Source organism: Streptomyces sp. NPDC030165 (assembly GCF_055573595.1).
This window is the reverse complement of the sequence record NZ_JBVIBD010000015.1, coordinates 111,008-125,831: the sequence shown is the minus strand read 5'-3', so window position 1 is coordinate 125,831 and position 14,824 is coordinate 111,008. Positions and strand designations below refer to the sequence as shown.

The following is a 14,824-nucleotide window of genomic DNA, read 5'->3' as shown; positions in this document are numbered from 1 at the left end:
GCTGGAACCGGCCATGACCAGGACCGGGCCCGGCCGGGGACCCGCGGCGCCCGGCGCACCGCTCAGCGGCGTCCGCGCCGGGCCTCGCGGACGCGGCGCAGCCGGTTGACCGTGACCGGGTCGTGGGCGAGTGCCCGCGGGTCGTCCAGCAGCGCGTTCAGCAGCTGGTAGTAGCGGGTCGGCGAGATGCCGAGCCGCTCGCGGATGACCCGCTCCTTGGCGCCCGGCCGGGGCCAGGAGCGGCGCTCGACGGCGAGCACCGCCTCGTCCTGGGGGGACAGTGCTCCTATGCCACCGCCTCCGGTGCCGCCGCCGGTGCCCTCGCTCGTCATCACCCGTCCACGATAAGGCCGCGGTACGACAATCCCCCGCCGCCCGCCCGGGGCCGGGGGACTGCGGCGGACCGCGCCCGCGGTCCGCCGCCGCGGCTCACTTGGCGGTGTTGTCCGCCTCGTTCGCGGTGTTCTGGATGTCGCTGAGCACGCTCGCCGGGTTGCCGTTGGCGCCCACCGCGGTGCCCATCTTGGCCTTGACGGTCTTGCTGACCAGCGGCCACGAGGTCTTGTTCGCGGGGTAGAACTCGGCGTTGTCCAGCTGGCGCAGGAAGCTGTGCAGCTTGGCGTACTTGTTGTCGGCGAGCATCGCCTGGGAGCCGGAGGTGGTGACCGGCAGCAGCCCGTAGTGGCCCGAGAAGTCCATGACGTTCTTCTCGTTGTAGACGAAGTCGAGGAACTTGCCGACCTGGTCGCGGTGGCCGTTCTGCTTGAACGCCGTCATCCAGTCGGCGACGCCCATGGTGGCCTGGGCCTTGCCGGAGGGGCCCGGCAGCTCGACGGTGCCGTACTCGACGCCCTTGGCCTCGGCCTGCTTCATCAGGGTGGGGTGGCCGTTGAGCATCCCGACGTCGCCGGCCGCGAACGCGTTGAACGCGTCCTGGCGGTTGAGCTTGGCCGGGTCGCCGCCGGTCAGGCCCGGGCCGACCAGGTCCTTCTTCAGCCACTCGAAGGTCTTGACGTTCTCCTTCGAGTCGATCGTGTACTTGCCGATGCGGTCGGTGTAGCTGCCGCCGCCGCTGAGCATCCACATCAGCGTCTCGGCCTGCGTCTCCTCCGGGCCCAGCGGCAGCGCGTACGGCATCTTCACGCCCTTGGCCTTGAGCTTGGCCGCGTCGGCCGCGACCTGCGCCCAGGTCTGGGGCGGGTCGGTGATGCCCGCCTCGGCGAAGAGCTTCTTGTTGTAGAACAGGCGGCGGGTGCTGGCGCCGAAAGGCATCCCGTACTGCTCGCGCCCGTACTCCCCCGCCTCCGCGAGGGCGGGGACGAAGTCGGCCTGCACGGGGATGGAGAGCACGTCCCTGGCCTTGTAGAGCTTGCCTTCGGCCGCGTAGTCCGCGTACGCGCCGATCTGCGCCATGTCCGGTGCCTTACCGGACTTGACCAGCTCCTCGACCTTCTTGTCGACGTCCGTCCAGCTGTAGACCGAGACGTCGACCTTGATGCCCGGGTTCTTCTTCTCGAACTCCTTGGTGAGCCTGTCCCAGTAGTGCTGGGAGGAGTTCGCCGCGTTGTCGCCGTAGTCCGCCGCGATGAGCTTGAGGGTGACGTCGCCGCCGTCCGCGCCGCTGCCGCAGGCTGACAGGGAAAGCGTCATGGCCGTGGTGAGTCCCGCTGCCGCCAGGCTCAAGTACCGCCGCTGCACTGCCATTACCGCCTTTGTCCCGAATGTTCCGTGCTTGCCGGGGAATGCCCCGTGGCTTCAGGGGCCCGCCCTCAACCGGCATGAACGACGAGTCTCCCCCGTTTACCTACACAAGGTCTACACCACCCCTCATTTCGCTTGCGTATCGCCTGTCACACGCGCAGGTCACGGCGGTACGACAGCGCCCGTCCGGAGCGGAACCACGCCATCCCCGCGAGTGGACTAGACCTTTCACGGCCGATCGCGCGAAACTGGTCCCGTGAGACACGTCATCGCCCTCGATGTGGGCGGCACCGGAATGAAGGCCGCCCTGGCAGGCGCGGACGGCACACTGCTGTACGAGGCACGGCGCCCCACCGGCCGCGAACGCGGCCCGGAAGCCGTCGTCGCCTCGATCCTGGACTTCGCCGAGGACCTGCGCGAGACCGGTCGGCAGCGGTTCGGCGGCACCGCAGCGGCGGCCGGCGTCGCCGTCCCCGGCATCGTCGACGACGCGCGCGGCATCGCCGTGTACGCCGCCAACCTGGGCTGGCGCGACATCCCCCTGCGCACCCTGCTCTCCGAGCGCCTCGGCGGCGTCCCGGTCGCGCTCGGCCACGACGTACGCACCGGAGGCCTCGCCGAGGGCCGCATCGGCGCGGGCCGCGGCGCCGACCGCTTCCTGTTCGTACCGCTCGGCACCGGCATCGCCGGCGCCATCGGCATCGAGGGCCGCATCGAGGCCGGCGCGCACGGCAGCGCGGGCGAGATCGGCCACATCGTCGTACGGCCCGGCGGCCCCGAGTGCGGCTGCGGGCAGCGCGGCTGCCTGGAGACACTGGCCTCGGCCGCCGCCGTCGGCCGCGCCTGGGCCGAGGCCTGCGGCGATCCGCAGGCCACCGCCGCCGACGCCGCCAAGGCCGTCGAGTCCGGCGACGCCCGCGCGCGGGCCGTCTGGCAGGACGCGGTGGACGCCCTCGCCGACGGCCTGGTCACCTCGCTCACCCTGCTCGACCCGCACACCCTGATCATCGGCGGCGGGCTCGCCGAGGCGGGCGACACGCTCTTCGAGCCGCTGCGCGCGGCGGTCCGCGCCCGGGTGACCTTCCAGCGGCTCCCCCTGATCGTTCCGGCCGCGCTCGGGGACGCCGCCGGCTGCCTGGGCGCAGGTCTGCTCGCCTGGGATCTTCTCTCCACGGAGGTAACTGCCTGATGCCGCTGCAACAGTCCGGGGACAGCGCCCCGAGCCCCCGGCGCACCGTCCTGACCGGCGCCCGGGTCGCCCTGCCGACCGGCGTGGCCGACGAGGGCCTGGTGGCCTTCGAGGGCACGCGGATCACCGGCGCCAGCGCCGCCGGGGCAGCCGCCCCGGCCCCCGGCGACCAGGTGATCGACCTGACCGGCCACCTCGTCGTCCCCGGCTTCGTCGACATGCACGTACACGGCGGTGGCGGCGGCTCCTTCTCGTCCGCCGACGCCGAGGAGTGCCTGACGGCGATCCGCACCCACCGGCAGCGCGGCACCACCTCCCTGGTCGCCTCGACCGTCACCGGCGACCTGGACGACCTGGCCCGGCAGGCCGCCGTCCTGTCCGAGCTGGTCGAACAGGGCGACCTGGCCGGCATCCACTTCGAGGGCCCCTTCATCTCCCCGCACCGCTGCGGCGCCCACCAGCCCGGACTGCTGCGCGACCCCGACCCGGCGGACGTGCGCAAGCTGGTCGACGCCGCGCGCGGCACGGCCAGGATGATGACGCTGGCGCCCGAGCTGCCCGGCGGCCTGGACTCCGTACGGCTGCTCGCCGACGCCGGCGTGATCGCCGCCATCGGCCACACCGACTCCTCGTACGACGCGACCCGCGAGGCCATCGACGCGGGCGCGACCGTCGCCACCCACCTCTTCAACGCGATGCCGCCGCTGGGGCACCGCGCGCCGGGCCCGATCGCCGCGCTCCTGGAGGACGAGCGGATCACCGTCGAGCTGATCAACGACGGTACGCACCTGCACCCCGCCGTCCTGGAGATGGCCTTCCGGGACGCGGGCGCCGACCGGGTCGCCTTCATCACCGACGCGATGGGCGCGGCCGGCATGAACGACGGCATGTACCCGCTCGGCCCGATGACGGTCGAGGTCAAGGACGGTGTCGCCCGCATCAGCGACGGCCCCACCGCCGGCTCCATCGCAGGCTCGACCCTCACCCTGGACCGCGCCTTCAAACGCGCGCTCACCATCGACGGCCTGACCGTCGCCCAGGCCGTACGGGCCCTGTCCGCCAACCCGGCCCGCCTGCTCGGCATCGACGGCCGCACCGGCTCGATCGAGCCCGGCAAGGACGCCGATCTGGTCGTCCTGGACGCCGCGTACGACCTGGTGGGCGTGGTGCGGCGCGGCGAGTGGGTGGTGCGGCCGACGGGGGTGTGAGGCCTCGGGGAGGGAGGGGCGGGGCGCCTGCCTCGGAGGCGTACGGGCGAGGGCGGCTGTCCCGGAGGCCACAAGCGGAGTGACTGCCCCGGAGGCGTACGGACCAGGGTGACTGTCCCGGAGACGTACGGACGAAGACGCCTGTCCCGGAGACGTACGGACGAAGACGCCTGTCCCGGAGGCGTACCGCGGGGAGACGAGGCGGAGGCGTACGGCGAGGAGACGGACCGAGGCGTACGGGGCAGAGACGTACGGGACAGGGCCGGACGGACCCCCATACGTGGCACATGGCCGGTTCGGCGTGCCCGGAGCGGTACCGGCCGTGCGGCGGTCGGCCCAAGGGCTGGGCCAACCGCCGCTCGCGATGGCATGATCGCTGCGCACTCGCGCACCCGCGCACCAGTCCGTCCCGTACGGGCCCACCGGCCGCCCGGCCCGGTGTGCCGCCGTCCGTCCACGTATGTTCCGGGGAGGGGGAACCATGATCCTCACGGTCACGCTGAACGCAGCCCTCGACATCACCTACCGCGTGCCCCGGCTCCAGCCGCACTCCACGAACCGCGTCACCGAAGTCTCCGAGCGCCCGGGCGGCAAGGGCCTGAACGTCGCCCGGGTGCTGACCGCGCTCGGCCACGAGGCGGTCGCCACCGGCTTCGCGGGCGGCGGCACCGGCGACGCGCTGCGCTCGCTGCTCGCCCAGGAGACCGCGGTGACCGACGCACTGGTCCCGGTCGGCGGCGCGACCCGGCGCACCGTCGCCGTCGTGGACGAGTCCACCGGCGACACCACGCAGCTCAACGAGCCGGGCCCGGTCGTCACGCCCGCCGAGTGGGACGCGTTCATGTCCACCTACCGCGAACTGCTCGCCGGCGCACAGGCCGTGGCCCTGTGCGGCAGCCTCCCGCCGGGCGTCCCCGTCGACGTGTACGCGCGGCTGACCCGCGCCGCCCGTACGGCGGACGTGCCCGTGCTCCTGGACACCAGCGGCGAACCGCTGCGCCGCGGCCTGGCCGCCCGCCCCGACCTCGCCAAGCCCAACGCCGACGAACTGGCCGCCCTCACCGGCTCCACCGAACCCCTGCGCGCCGCCCGCGACGCACGCCGCCGCGGCGCCCACACGGTGGCCGCCTCCCTGGGCGCCGACGGCATGCTCGTGGTCACCGCGGACGGCGCCTGGCAGGCCGCCCCGCCCCGCCGCATCGCCGGCAACCCGACCGGCGCCGGCGACTCCGCGGTGGCCGGCCTGCTCTCCGGCCTGGTCGAAGACCTCCCCTGGCCGGCCCGCCTGACGCGCGCGGTGGCCCTGTCGGCGGCGACGGTACGGGCCCCGGCGGCGGGCGAGTTCGACCGGGGGACGTACGAAGAGCTGCTGGAGAGCATCACGGTCACGGAGCATCCGGCGGCGGGGTGAGCGCCTCGCCCTGAGGTGTCTTCGCGGACGTTCCGGGCGAGCGGGACCGCTGTTTCGGAGGAGGGTCCGACGGACCGCTCCTCAGGGGCACCGACGGGCCACTCCGAGGAGCGCCGACGGACCACGCGGATCCGTCGTCGGCGTGCCCGCCGCGCCTCAGCGCGTCACGTGCCCCGCCTTGAGGTAGACCCGGTCGAGGTTGACCTCGCACTGGTCGCCCTGCTCGCAGGAGACCTTGATCGTGTTGGTGCCCTGATTGAGGGTGATCCACCGGTAGGTGGTCGTCCAGCCCTTGTCCCAGGCGCCTTCGGCGGCGTGCGCGAAGTTCGACATGTTGATCTTGTCGGACTTCCCGCCATTCACCCCGAGCGTCGTCTTCATGTCCTTTCCCGGCACGCCGTAATCGATGAGCAGCGTGTAGTCACCGCTCTTGGGGACGTCGACCGACCACGTCGCGGAGGCGCCGACCTTGTTCAGCGACACGTACGCGCCGTTCGCCGCCTTGGCGCCCGGCACCGACTTGTCCGTGCTCGCCTCCGGGCTGAGCGACAGCGACGCCGCGGCCTCCTTGGGCAGCGGCCCCTGGGACGGCTTGCTGGACGGCTTGTCGCTGGGCTTGACGGACTCGCCGGCCGTGGGCGTCGGGTCACCGCCGCCCGCTTCGTCCTTCTTGTTCCCGGCGTTGGTGATCATCGCCACGCCGATGCCGATGCAGACCACCGCGACGACCGCGACCGCGCCGATCAGCAGGCCCTTGTGGCTGCGCCGGGGCGCGCCGCCGTTGCCGTGGCCCGGGGGCGGGCCCTGGCGGGCGTTGTCGCCGCCAGGGAGCGTCTCCGGGGCCGCGTAGTGGGCGTTCTGCTGCCCGTACGGCTGCTGGGCGGGGACCTGCTGCTGGCCGTACTGGCGCTGCCCGTACTGGCGCTCACCGACCGCGCGCACCTGGTTGTACGAGGCACGCGGTACGCCCGGCCGGCGCGCTGCCGAGCCGCCGCCCGCCGCGCCCTGCGCGCCGCCTTCGCCGCCCTCGGAGCGATAGAGGTGCGCGAACGGGTCGTCGTCCTCGGGCGTGCCCGCACCGTTGTTGCCGGCCGTCATTCCGTGTCACTCCCCAGCGGTCTGTGCGAGATGGCTGTGCTGATCTTCAGGCCCCCGGCGGCGGCCCGCCGCATCGGCGCAGCCTACCCCGTTCGAGCGATCCGACGCCGAGCCGGAACTGCTACAGGACGGCTACGAACGCGGGGCGCGCAGCACGCCGGGGCGCCGGAGCGACGCGGGGCGCGCGGCTCACCCCGCGCGCCGGCTCGCCTTCGAACGGGACCGCTTCTCGACGTACATCCGCTGGTCGGCGGATTGCAGGACCTCCTCGGCGGACATCCCGCAGGCCGCCCACCCGATGCCGAAGCTCGCGCCGACCCGTACGCCCCGGCCGTCCACCCGGATGGGCGGGATGATGGCGTTGCGCAGCCGGACCGCGAGGTCCTGCGCGTCGGCCTTGCCCAGGCCGTCCGCGAGGACCACGAACTCGTCGCCGCCGAGCCGGGCGACCGTGTCGCCGTCCCGGACGCCGTTGGTCAGCCGCCGGGCCACCTCGATGAGCACCGCGTCACCCGTGTGGTGCCCGAAGCGGTCGTTGATCGACTTGAAGCCGTCCAGGTCGCAGAAGAGGACCGCGAGCCCCTTGGCCCCGTCGTCCTCCGGCCCGTCCGAGGGCGCGATGACGTGGACGTGGTGGTCGTACGGGCCGGACGGCCCCCGTTCCGGGCCGTCGGCGGCGTCGTACCCGTCGAAGACCTCGGGACCGTCCGTGCCGAACCCGTGCGCCTCCTGGAAGGCGGCCACCGACGCGGCGGAGGCGGCGGAGGCGTACGCGTCCGCGTCCGAGCCGGGCGGGCGGGCGCACAGCCGGGCGCCGAGCCGGGCCCGCAGCTCGGCGCTGTTGGGCAGGCCGGTCAGCGCGTCGTGGCTGGCGCGGTGCGCGAGCTGGAGCTCGTGGCGCTTGCGCTCTTCGATGTCCTCGACGTGGGTGAGCAGGAAGCGCGGCCCGTCGGCGGTGTCGGCGACGACGGAGTTGCGCAGCGAGACCCACACGTACGTGCCGTCGCGGCGGGCGAGCCGCAGCTCGGCGCGCCCGCCCTCGGCGGAGGTGCGCAGCAGGGTGCCGATGTCCTCGGGGTGGACGAGGTCGGAGAAGGAGTAGCGGCGCATGGCGGAGGCCGGGCGGCCCAGCAGGCGGCACAGCGCGTCGTTCGTGCGGTGGAGGCGGCCGTGCTGGTCACCGCCCATCTCGGCGATGGCCATGCCGCTGGGCGCGTACTCGAACGCCTGCCGGAAGCTTTCCTCACTGGCGCGCAGGGCCTGCTGCTCACGCTCCAGCCGGACCAGCGCGCGCTGCATGTTGGCGCGCAGCCGGGCGTTGCTGATCGCTATGGCGGACTGGAACGCGTACATCTGGAGCGCTTCCTGCCCCCACGCGCCGGGGCGGCGGCCGTTGCGCGGCTTGTCGACGGAGATCACGCCGAGCAGCTCGCCACCGCCGTTCGCGGCCGTGTACATGGGTGCGAAGAGGCGGTCCATCGGATGCCACTCGCCGGGGAAGCGCGGTTCGGGCCCGGCGGCGTGCCACTGCGGCACATCGTCGTCGTCCAGCACCCAGCCCTCGGTGTGCGGGATGAAGCACAGCCCGCCCCAGCGCTCGGCCATGTTCAGCCGGCGGTCCCATGAGGCGCGGGAGCCGACCCGGCCCGCCATGAGGGCCTCGGCACCGGCACTGCCGGCGACCGCGGCCACCACGAGGTCGCCGTCCGGCCGTACGAGGTTGACCGCGGCCAGCTCGTACCCGAGCCCCGTGATCACTCCGTCGGCGACGGTCTGCAGGGTGTCTGCAAGGCTGCGTGCGGTGTTCAGCTCGGCGACCACTTGGTGCAGCTGCCTCAGGGTCGCAAGACGGACGTATGGCTCCGACTCGGTCTCCATCGCTCGCTCTCCCCGAGACCTCGACAGCAACTCCAGGATTCTGTGTCGTCCGATTGCCACGGCCACTGAATCACAGTGAGCTGTTCACTCGGTACACAGGGTCAACAATTACCGGCTGCTGTGACTCAAGTCACAGAGCGTGGCGGCGGCTTGGCGATCTCCGAATGGGCGCCGCTGGAGGCGCTTCTACAATTCCTGAACGCAAATCCGGACGCAAGAGCCCACTCGGCCGCCGGACCTAGGGCGCGTCTGGTCCCCGGGCCCGATGCGGGCCGCCCACGACCCCCGTTAGCGTTCATGGCGTGTTCACGAAAACCTCCACCGCCACGCCCGGCGAGCGCCCCGCTGCGCCCGCCACACCACTCTCCGCGCCCGGTGACGGGGCGATCCCCCATCCTGGAGGGGTGAGTGACGACGAGTTCCGCGCCGCCCTGTCCCGGCTCGCCGCCGGGGTCGTACTGATCACCGCGCACGATCCGGAGGACGGACCGCGCGGCGAGGACGTGGGCATGACCGCCACGGCCTTCATGTCGGTGTCGCTCGAACCGCCTCTGGTGATGGTGAGCGTTCGCAACGACTCCCGCATGGACGACCTTCTGGAGCATCAGCCCCTCTGGGCGGTTTCGGTACTGTCGCAAGGGCAGCGGCACATTGCAGGCCGTTTCGCCATGAAGAACCGCATCAGCGACCGACTGCTCTTCGAGGACATTCCTACGGAACGGGGCGAACAGGCCGGCGCGCCCCTGATCGGCGGCGCCCTGGCCCACCTGGAATGCCGTACGGAACAGCGGGTCGTGGCCGGCGATCACACCCTGGTCGTCGCACGGGTACTGGCGGCGGACGTCGCAGGGGAGGACAAGGGGCCGCTGACGTACTTCCGGGGGAAGTACCGGCATTTGGGATGAGGAAGAGAGCGGGCGAGGCGGCCGGGCCGTCTCCTGCCGGGGGCAGGGCGGGGCGGTGCCTGGCCGGTTGGGGTGGGGGGTAGGGCGGCGCCCGGCGGCGAGGGGTGCGGGGTCGGCGGAACCCGGCCGCGAGGGGTGCGGAGTCGGGTGGCACCCGCGGCCGGTTGGGGTGCGGGGTCGGGCGCGCTGGGAGCCCGCCGGAATCACGTACTACGTCGTTACGTCCAGTCGCGGCCGGAGCGCCCGCGCTTGACGTCGCCGCGCTGCTTCTTCTCCCGCAGCCGGCGTTCGTTGATCCCGCGCGGTATCCGGCTCTTGCGCCTCGGCTTGGGCGGCGGCGCGGTGACCTCCGCGAGGAGCGAGGCGAGCCGTACGGCCGCGGTCTCGCGGTTGCGCCACTGCGAACGGTGCTCGGAGGCCCGTACGGACACCACCGCGCCGTTCAGCAGCCGGCCGCGCTCGGCGAGCCGCTGGAGCGCCCGTTCCTTCCACACCTCGGGCAGCGCCTCGGTGGCGGCGACGTCGAAACGCAGCTCCACCTGGCTGTCCGACGTGTTGACGTGCTGCCCGCCGGGCCCCGAGGAACGCGAGAAACGCCACACCAGTTCGGCCTCCGGAAGAGCGACCGAACCGCGGATGACATAGGGCCCTGACATGCCCCCATGATCCCGCGTCCGCCCGCCCCCGTCACCTTCTTTTGCCGCACCCCCACAGCCGCTCTCCCTTCGCCTGCCGCCCCTCCCCGCCATCCGGCATCAGGAATTGGCAAAGAAAGTAAAAGGAGCTGGAACCCGACGGTCCCTTCGTGGCGTTGTGCAGGGTGACGGTAGCTTCGTCCGCAGTACGGAGCCCGACGATTCGACGAGGAAAGGGACATCCCCATGGCTGTAAGCCTGTCCAAGGGCGGCAACGTCTCGCTCACCAAGGAGGCACCGGGCCTGACCGCCGTCACGGTCGGCCTCGGCTGGGACGTCCGCACCACCACCGGCACGGACTTCGACCTCGACGCGAGCGCCATCGCGGTCAACCCGAGCGGCAAGGTCTACTCGGACCAGCACTTCGTCTTCTTCAACAACAAGGTCACGCCGGACCAGTCCATCGAGCACACGGGTGACAACGTCACCGGTGAGGGCGAAGGCGACGACGAGCAGATCAAGGTCAACCTGGCCGCCCTCCCGGCCGACATCGACAAGATCGTCTTCCCGGTCTCGATCTACGACGCCGAGAGCCGCAGCCAGAACTTCGGCCAGGTGCGCAACGCCTTCATCCGCATCGTCAACCAGGCCGGCGGCGCCGAGATCGCCCGCTACGACCTGAGCGAGGACGCGGCGACCGAGACCGCCATGGTCTTCGGCGAGCTCTACCGCAACGGCGCCGAGTGGAAGTTCCGCGCCGTCGGCCAGGGCTACGCCTCCGGCCTGGCCGGCATCGCGAAGGACTTCGGCGTCAACGTCTGACCCCGAGCGGCCCTTCCCGACACGGGCCCCACTTGAGCGGCCTGCCGTTGAGCAGCCTGCCCTTGAGCGCCCTGGTTTGAACGGCTCACCCTTGAGCCGCCTGTTTCCCGGGCAGCCACGTCGCGCCCCGTCGAGAGCTTTTTCTCGGCGGGGCGCGGTGGTTGTCGGGGGCGGTGGTTGTCGGGAGGCGGGGTGGCGGGTATTGGTTGCTGTTGCTCCGATGTCGTATGGGGCTGCGCTCGGGTCGTAAGCGGCTGTCTGCTCATACGCGGCCGTACGCGGCTGTGCTCTGCACCTCCGTCAACGACGCCATCGTGCACGGCATCCCCGGCCCGTACCCGCTGCGCGACGGCGACCTGGTCAGCATCGACTGCGGCGCGACCGTGGACGGCTGGGCGGGCGACGCCGCCATCAGCTTCACGGTCAGCGCCCCGAGCCCGGCCGACCGGAAGCTGATGGACACCACCCGGCAGGCCCTGGAGGCAGGCATCGCCGCGGCCGTCGTCGGTGCCCGTATCGGCGACGTCGCCCACGCGATCGGCAGCATCGGGCGCGCCGCCGGCTACGGCACACCCGCCGACTTCGGCGGCCACGGCATCGGCCGCCGGATGCACGAGGACCCGGCGGTCCCCAACGAGGGCCGCCCGGGCCGCGGCTACGTGCTCCGCCACGGCCTGGTCATCGCCATCGAGCCGATGTTCCTGGCGGGCGGCGGTGACGATTACCACCCGGCCACCGCCGGCTGGACCCTGCGCACCACCGACGGCAGCCGGGCCGCCCACTTCGAACACACCGTGGCTGTCACGGACGAAGGCCCCCGCGTACTGACCCTGCCGTAACCGCCCCGCCGAACCGGCCCACCTACGTCACAGCTCGTCCAGGTCGACCGCCTCCGCCATCGCGCGATATCCGGCGTCGCTCGGGTGCAGGTGGTCACCGGAGTCGTAGGCGGCGGCCAGGCGGTCCCGGTCGGCCGGGTCGGACAGGGCCCGGTCCAGGTCCACGACCTCGTCGTACTCGCCGGAGGTGCGTATCCACTCGTTGAGCGCGTCCCGCTTGTCCTCGCCCCGCTCGGAGTAGTACGCGGCGCCCTTGAACGGCGTCACCGTCGCTCCGACCGCCTTCACCCCCGCCGCGTGTGCCTGGCGGATCAGTGCGCGGTGCCCCTTGATGAGCTGGGCGATCGACACGTCCGGGGCCGGGCCGCCGGGCCAGTCCGGCGAGGCGCTGGCGCCGATGTCGTTGATCCCCTCCAGCACGATGACCGTGCCCACGTTCGGCTCACCGAGTACGTCGTGCCGGAAGCGGGCCACGCCCTTCTCCCCGGCCCACGTCGAGTCCGCGGTGACCCGGTTGCCGCCGATGCCCTGGTTGAGCACGCTGCGCGGATGCCCGGTGGCCGCGAAGCGCTCCGCCAGCACGTCCGGATAGCGGCGGTTCGCGTCGACCGTCGACCCGTAGCCGTCGGTGATGGAGTCTCCGAACGCCACCACCGCGCTCCGGCAGGCGTCACCCTTGCCGCCGGCCACCTCCACTCCCGACAGGTAGTACCAGGACCGGGACTTCTCCTTGAAGGCCGCGCCCCCGGTGTCCGCGCGGTGATCGCCCGTCGCGCGGTACGTCGTGGCGAACGCCGCCGGATGGAAGGTGGCAGGGCCGGTCGGTCCGGCCAGGTACAGCGTCACCGTCAGGGACTCCAGCGCTCTGACCTTCATCGGCAGCCCGTCACTGCGCACCTCGCGGCCCGCCGGCACGGTCACCGACCGCTGCCCCTTGAAGAGCAGGTGCCGTACGGTCCCGTCCTGCACCGACGCCCCCTTGCCCGTACGGGCGACGGTCGCGCCGGTCACCGTCAGCGGCGTACGTCCGTAGCGGTTGGACAGTTCGATACGGGCCCGGGCGCCGCCCGTACTGACCCGGACCGCCTGCCGGACCGTCTGATCGGTGAAACCCTGCCTCGACCAGTCCGGAACCGACTCGTGCGGCGCCTGCGCGGAGGCCGCCCAGCCTCCTCGCCACCGCTGCCCGCTGCCGTGGTCATCCTCATGGCCCCGTTCACCACCGCTGCTGCCGCGGCCGCAGTCGCTGCCGATGCCGCTCTCCGCCGGTCTCTCCCCCGCCCCGGCGGCCCCCACCACGGGCGCCGCCGTGGTCGCCGCGGCCACCGCGGCCGTGTCCCGCTCCGTACCGAGTACCGGTAACGCCGCCAGTACCGCGGCGGCGAGCAGTGCGACGCCCGAGCGTCTGACCAGAGAACCCGTCATGATCCATCCCCACCCTCTGCCTCGTTGATCCGTTGATCCGCTGGCCAGCTGCCTCGCTGGTTCGCTGCCTCGCCTGTCCGTTCACGCCGACCGTGGCGGCGCGGCCGAACGTACGATCGTGACACCATCAAGAACGTGATCGACCTCGGCTACTCCCTTTCCCGCCGTTTTCCGGACCCGCCGCAGACGGACTACCGCACCGCGGACGTGCGGGCCCTGCGCCACGACCTCTTCTGCGGCGACGTCTACCTGGCCGACACCAAGGCGGACCGTGAGGTCCAGACCGCCTGGGGCTGGGTGCCGGTGCTGGACTTCGCCTGGGCTCTGTGCGACATCGTCGAACGGATCGACCGCGACCCCCTCGGCAACCGCGCAGCGCAGCCGCAGTTCGCGGAGCTTGATTTCACCGAATCGGCGGACCGGATGTACTTCGAACGCCGCTTCGGCTGGGTGGACGTCGACGCCGACTGGATGCCGGCCGACGAAGCCCCGCTCACCTTCCAGCACTCCGCCCTGCGCCGCGAGGCCCGCGACTTCCTGCACGACCTGATCGCCGACCTCACCGATCTGCACGACGGACTCGGTGACAACCCGGCCGTATGGGACCTCCAAGCCCGCTTCCCCCGCGTCTGAACGCCCGCCCGAACACCTCACACCCGCGCCCGGACACCCGCCCGGGCACCCCACCTCCACCTCCGGACACCCGCCCGAACACCTCACCACCACATCCGCACGCCCGCCTGAGCACCTCGTCGCCGCGTCCGGACGCCCGCCCGGTCACTTCGCTCCCGCATCCGGACGTCCGCCCGGCCGTCCCCCTCCTGAGCGTTGCCATGCCCCGTCACTCCCCTCCCCGGCCAGTCAGCCGAATCCCTCTTCCCCAGCCCGCTCCCATGAGCCCGCCCCGCTGAGCCCCCCCCAACTCACTCCCCACCGCTTCCCCTGGTCACTCCACCCGCACCCCTATCTCCGCCGCGAACGCCGGGGCCAGGTCCATCAGCTGCGCCGAACTGATCACCGCGCCCGCCAGCCGGTCGATCCCGCGGGCGATGTCCAGCCGGGCCACCCCGCGCAGGTCCACATCGCGCATCCGTACGCCGCTGAAGTCCACCCGGGACAGCGTGCAGTCGTCGAAGCTCACCCGTTCCAGCTCCGCGCCGGCGAAGTCCGCCTCCACCAGCACGCACCCCTCGAAGGCGACGTCTTTCAGCTTCGCCTTGCGCAGATTCAGGAAGTCGATCTTCCCGCCGCGCACCAGCACCCGCTCCAGCACCGCCCCGTGCATCTGGACGCCGCCGAGCCGTGCGTCCAGGACCTCGACGTCCCGCAGCGACGCCTGTGACAGGTCCGTCCCGACCCCGCGCACCCCGTCCAGCACGCTGTCGATGAACCGCGCCCGGCTCAAGACGGTTTCGTCCAGCGCGCACCGCCGTACCGCGCAGTCGATGAACCGGGCCCCGCGCCCCGGCTGCCCCGCCAGGTCGGCATCCGCGAACTCCGACCCGTCGTAGTCCCCTTCGACCTCCAACTCGGCGCCCGCGTACGGCTTCAGCTCCGGCAACCGCACCGTCGGCCGCCGCACCTCCCGCACCGGACGCCCCGCTCCGTCCCGCCGGGCCGAACGCCCCGCCCCTTCCCCTCGGACCGAACGCCCGCCGCCGTCCCGCCGCACCGGCCGCCCCGCTCCGCCGTCACGCTCCCTCACGACCGCCC

Annotated in this window: 14 protein-coding genes; 7 read left to right on the top strand and 7 right to left on the bottom strand. The window is 72.4% G+C overall.

Annotated elements, in window-relative coordinates:
* Positions 1 to 62 precede the first annotated feature (62 nt).
* Both ACZ4Z1_RS26715 and ACZ4Z1_RS26710 read right to left on the bottom strand, forming a co-directional pair.
* Positions 63 to 332, bottom strand: a complete 270-nt coding sequence (locus tag ACZ4Z1_RS26715) for a DUF3263 domain-containing protein (protein WP_468489262.1) — start codon at positions 330 to 332, stop codon at positions 63 to 65.
* A gap of 97 nt (positions 333 to 429) precedes the next feature.
* Positions 430 to 1,698 (bottom strand): extracellular solute-binding protein, encoded by a 1,269-nt coding sequence (locus tag ACZ4Z1_RS26710; protein WP_468489261.1) that lies wholly within the window; start codon positions 1,696 to 1,698, stop codon positions 430 to 432.
* Positions 1,699 to 1,957: 259 nt separating this feature from the next.
* On the opposite strand from ACZ4Z1_RS26710, the gene ACZ4Z1_RS26705 reads away from it, so the two are divergent.
* The 3 genes from ACZ4Z1_RS26705 (at position 1,958) to ACZ4Z1_RS26695 (ending at position 5,509) form a co-directional block, all read left to right on the top strand.
* A complete protein-coding gene (locus ACZ4Z1_RS26705) occupies positions 1,958 to 2,890 on the top strand; it encodes an ROK family protein (protein WP_468489151.1) in 933 nt (310 codons plus the stop codon).
* Entirely contained in the window at positions 2,890 to 4,098 is a 1,209-nt protein-coding gene (gene nagA, locus ACZ4Z1_RS26700; protein WP_468489150.1) for an N-acetylglucosamine-6-phosphate deacetylase, read from the top strand. Before ACZ4Z1_RS26705 ends, nagA begins: the two co-directional genes overlap by 1 nt.
* Positions 4,099 to 4,579: 481 nt before the next feature.
* Positions 4,580 to 5,509 carry a 1-phosphofructokinase family hexose kinase gene (locus tag ACZ4Z1_RS26695; protein WP_468489149.1) on the top strand — a complete coding sequence of 310 codons (930 nt, stop codon included), beginning with the start codon at positions 4,580 to 4,582 and terminating at the stop codon, positions 5,507 to 5,509.
* A gap of 156 nt (positions 5,510 to 5,665) precedes the next feature.
* Here ACZ4Z1_RS26695 and ACZ4Z1_RS26690 read toward each other — a convergent pair whose 3' ends face one another.
* Both ACZ4Z1_RS26690 and cdgB read right to left on the bottom strand, forming a co-directional pair.
* Positions 5,666 to 6,607 (bottom strand): carbohydrate-binding protein, encoded by a 942-nt coding sequence (locus ACZ4Z1_RS26690; RefSeq protein WP_468489148.1) that lies wholly within the window; start codon positions 6,605 to 6,607, stop codon positions 5,666 to 5,668.
* A gap of 189 nt (positions 6,608 to 6,796) precedes the next feature.
* On the bottom strand, positions 6,797 to 8,485 hold the full coding sequence (cdgB, locus tag ACZ4Z1_RS26685) for a diguanylate cyclase CdgB (protein WP_468489147.1): 1,689 nt from the start codon (positions 8,483 to 8,485) through the stop codon (positions 6,797 to 6,799).
* A gap of 302 nt (positions 8,486 to 8,787) precedes the next feature.
* Here cdgB and ACZ4Z1_RS26680 point away from each other — a divergent pair, with 302 nt between their 5' ends.
* Positions 8,788 to 9,390, top strand: coding sequence for a flavin reductase family protein (locus ACZ4Z1_RS26680; RefSeq protein WP_468489146.1), 603 nt, complete (start codon positions 8,788 to 8,790; stop codon positions 9,388 to 9,390).
* A gap of 218 nt (positions 9,391 to 9,608) precedes the next feature.
* Here ACZ4Z1_RS26680 and arfB read toward each other — a convergent pair whose 3' ends face one another.
* Positions 9,609 to 10,046 carry an alternative ribosome rescue aminoacyl-tRNA hydrolase ArfB gene (gene arfB, locus ACZ4Z1_RS26675; RefSeq protein WP_468489145.1) on the bottom strand — a complete coding sequence of 146 codons (438 nt, stop codon included), beginning with the start codon at positions 10,044 to 10,046 and terminating at the stop codon, positions 9,609 to 9,611.
* Between the two features lie 225 nt (positions 10,047 to 10,271).
* Between arfB and ACZ4Z1_RS26670 the strand changes: the two genes are divergently transcribed.
* The gene (locus tag ACZ4Z1_RS26670) at positions 10,272 to 10,847 is read left to right on the top strand and encodes a TerD family protein (RefSeq protein ID WP_468489144.1); all 576 of its coding nucleotides are present in this window, start codon (positions 10,272 to 10,274) and stop codon (positions 10,845 to 10,847) included.
* Positions 10,848 to 11,074: 227 nt separating this feature from the next.
* Positions 11,075 to 11,686, top strand: a complete 612-nt coding sequence (gene map / locus ACZ4Z1_RS26665) for a type I methionyl aminopeptidase (protein ID WP_468489143.1) — start codon at positions 11,075 to 11,077, stop codon at positions 11,684 to 11,686.
* A gap of 27 nt (positions 11,687 to 11,713) precedes the next feature.
* On the opposite strand, the gene ACZ4Z1_RS26660 is transcribed toward map, so the two are convergent.
* A complete protein-coding gene (locus ACZ4Z1_RS26660; protein WP_468489142.1) occupies positions 11,714 to 13,111 on the bottom strand; it encodes an SGNH/GDSL hydrolase family protein in 1,398 nt (465 codons plus the stop codon).
* A 135-nt stretch (positions 13,112 to 13,246) separates the two neighbouring features.
* On the opposite strand from ACZ4Z1_RS26660, the gene ACZ4Z1_RS26655 reads away from it, so the two are divergent.
* Positions 13,247 to 13,744, top strand: a complete 498-nt coding sequence (locus tag ACZ4Z1_RS26655; RefSeq protein WP_073759346.1) for a hypothetical protein — start codon at positions 13,247 to 13,249, stop codon at positions 13,742 to 13,744.
* Positions 13,745 to 14,057: 313 nt separating this feature from the next.
* On the opposite strand, the gene ACZ4Z1_RS26650 is transcribed toward ACZ4Z1_RS26655, so the two are convergent.
* On the bottom strand, positions 14,058 to 14,702 hold the full coding sequence (locus tag ACZ4Z1_RS26650; RefSeq protein WP_468489141.1) for a pentapeptide repeat-containing protein: 645 nt from the start codon (positions 14,700 to 14,702) through the stop codon (positions 14,058 to 14,060).
* Positions 14,703 to 14,824: the final 122 nt, after the last annotated feature.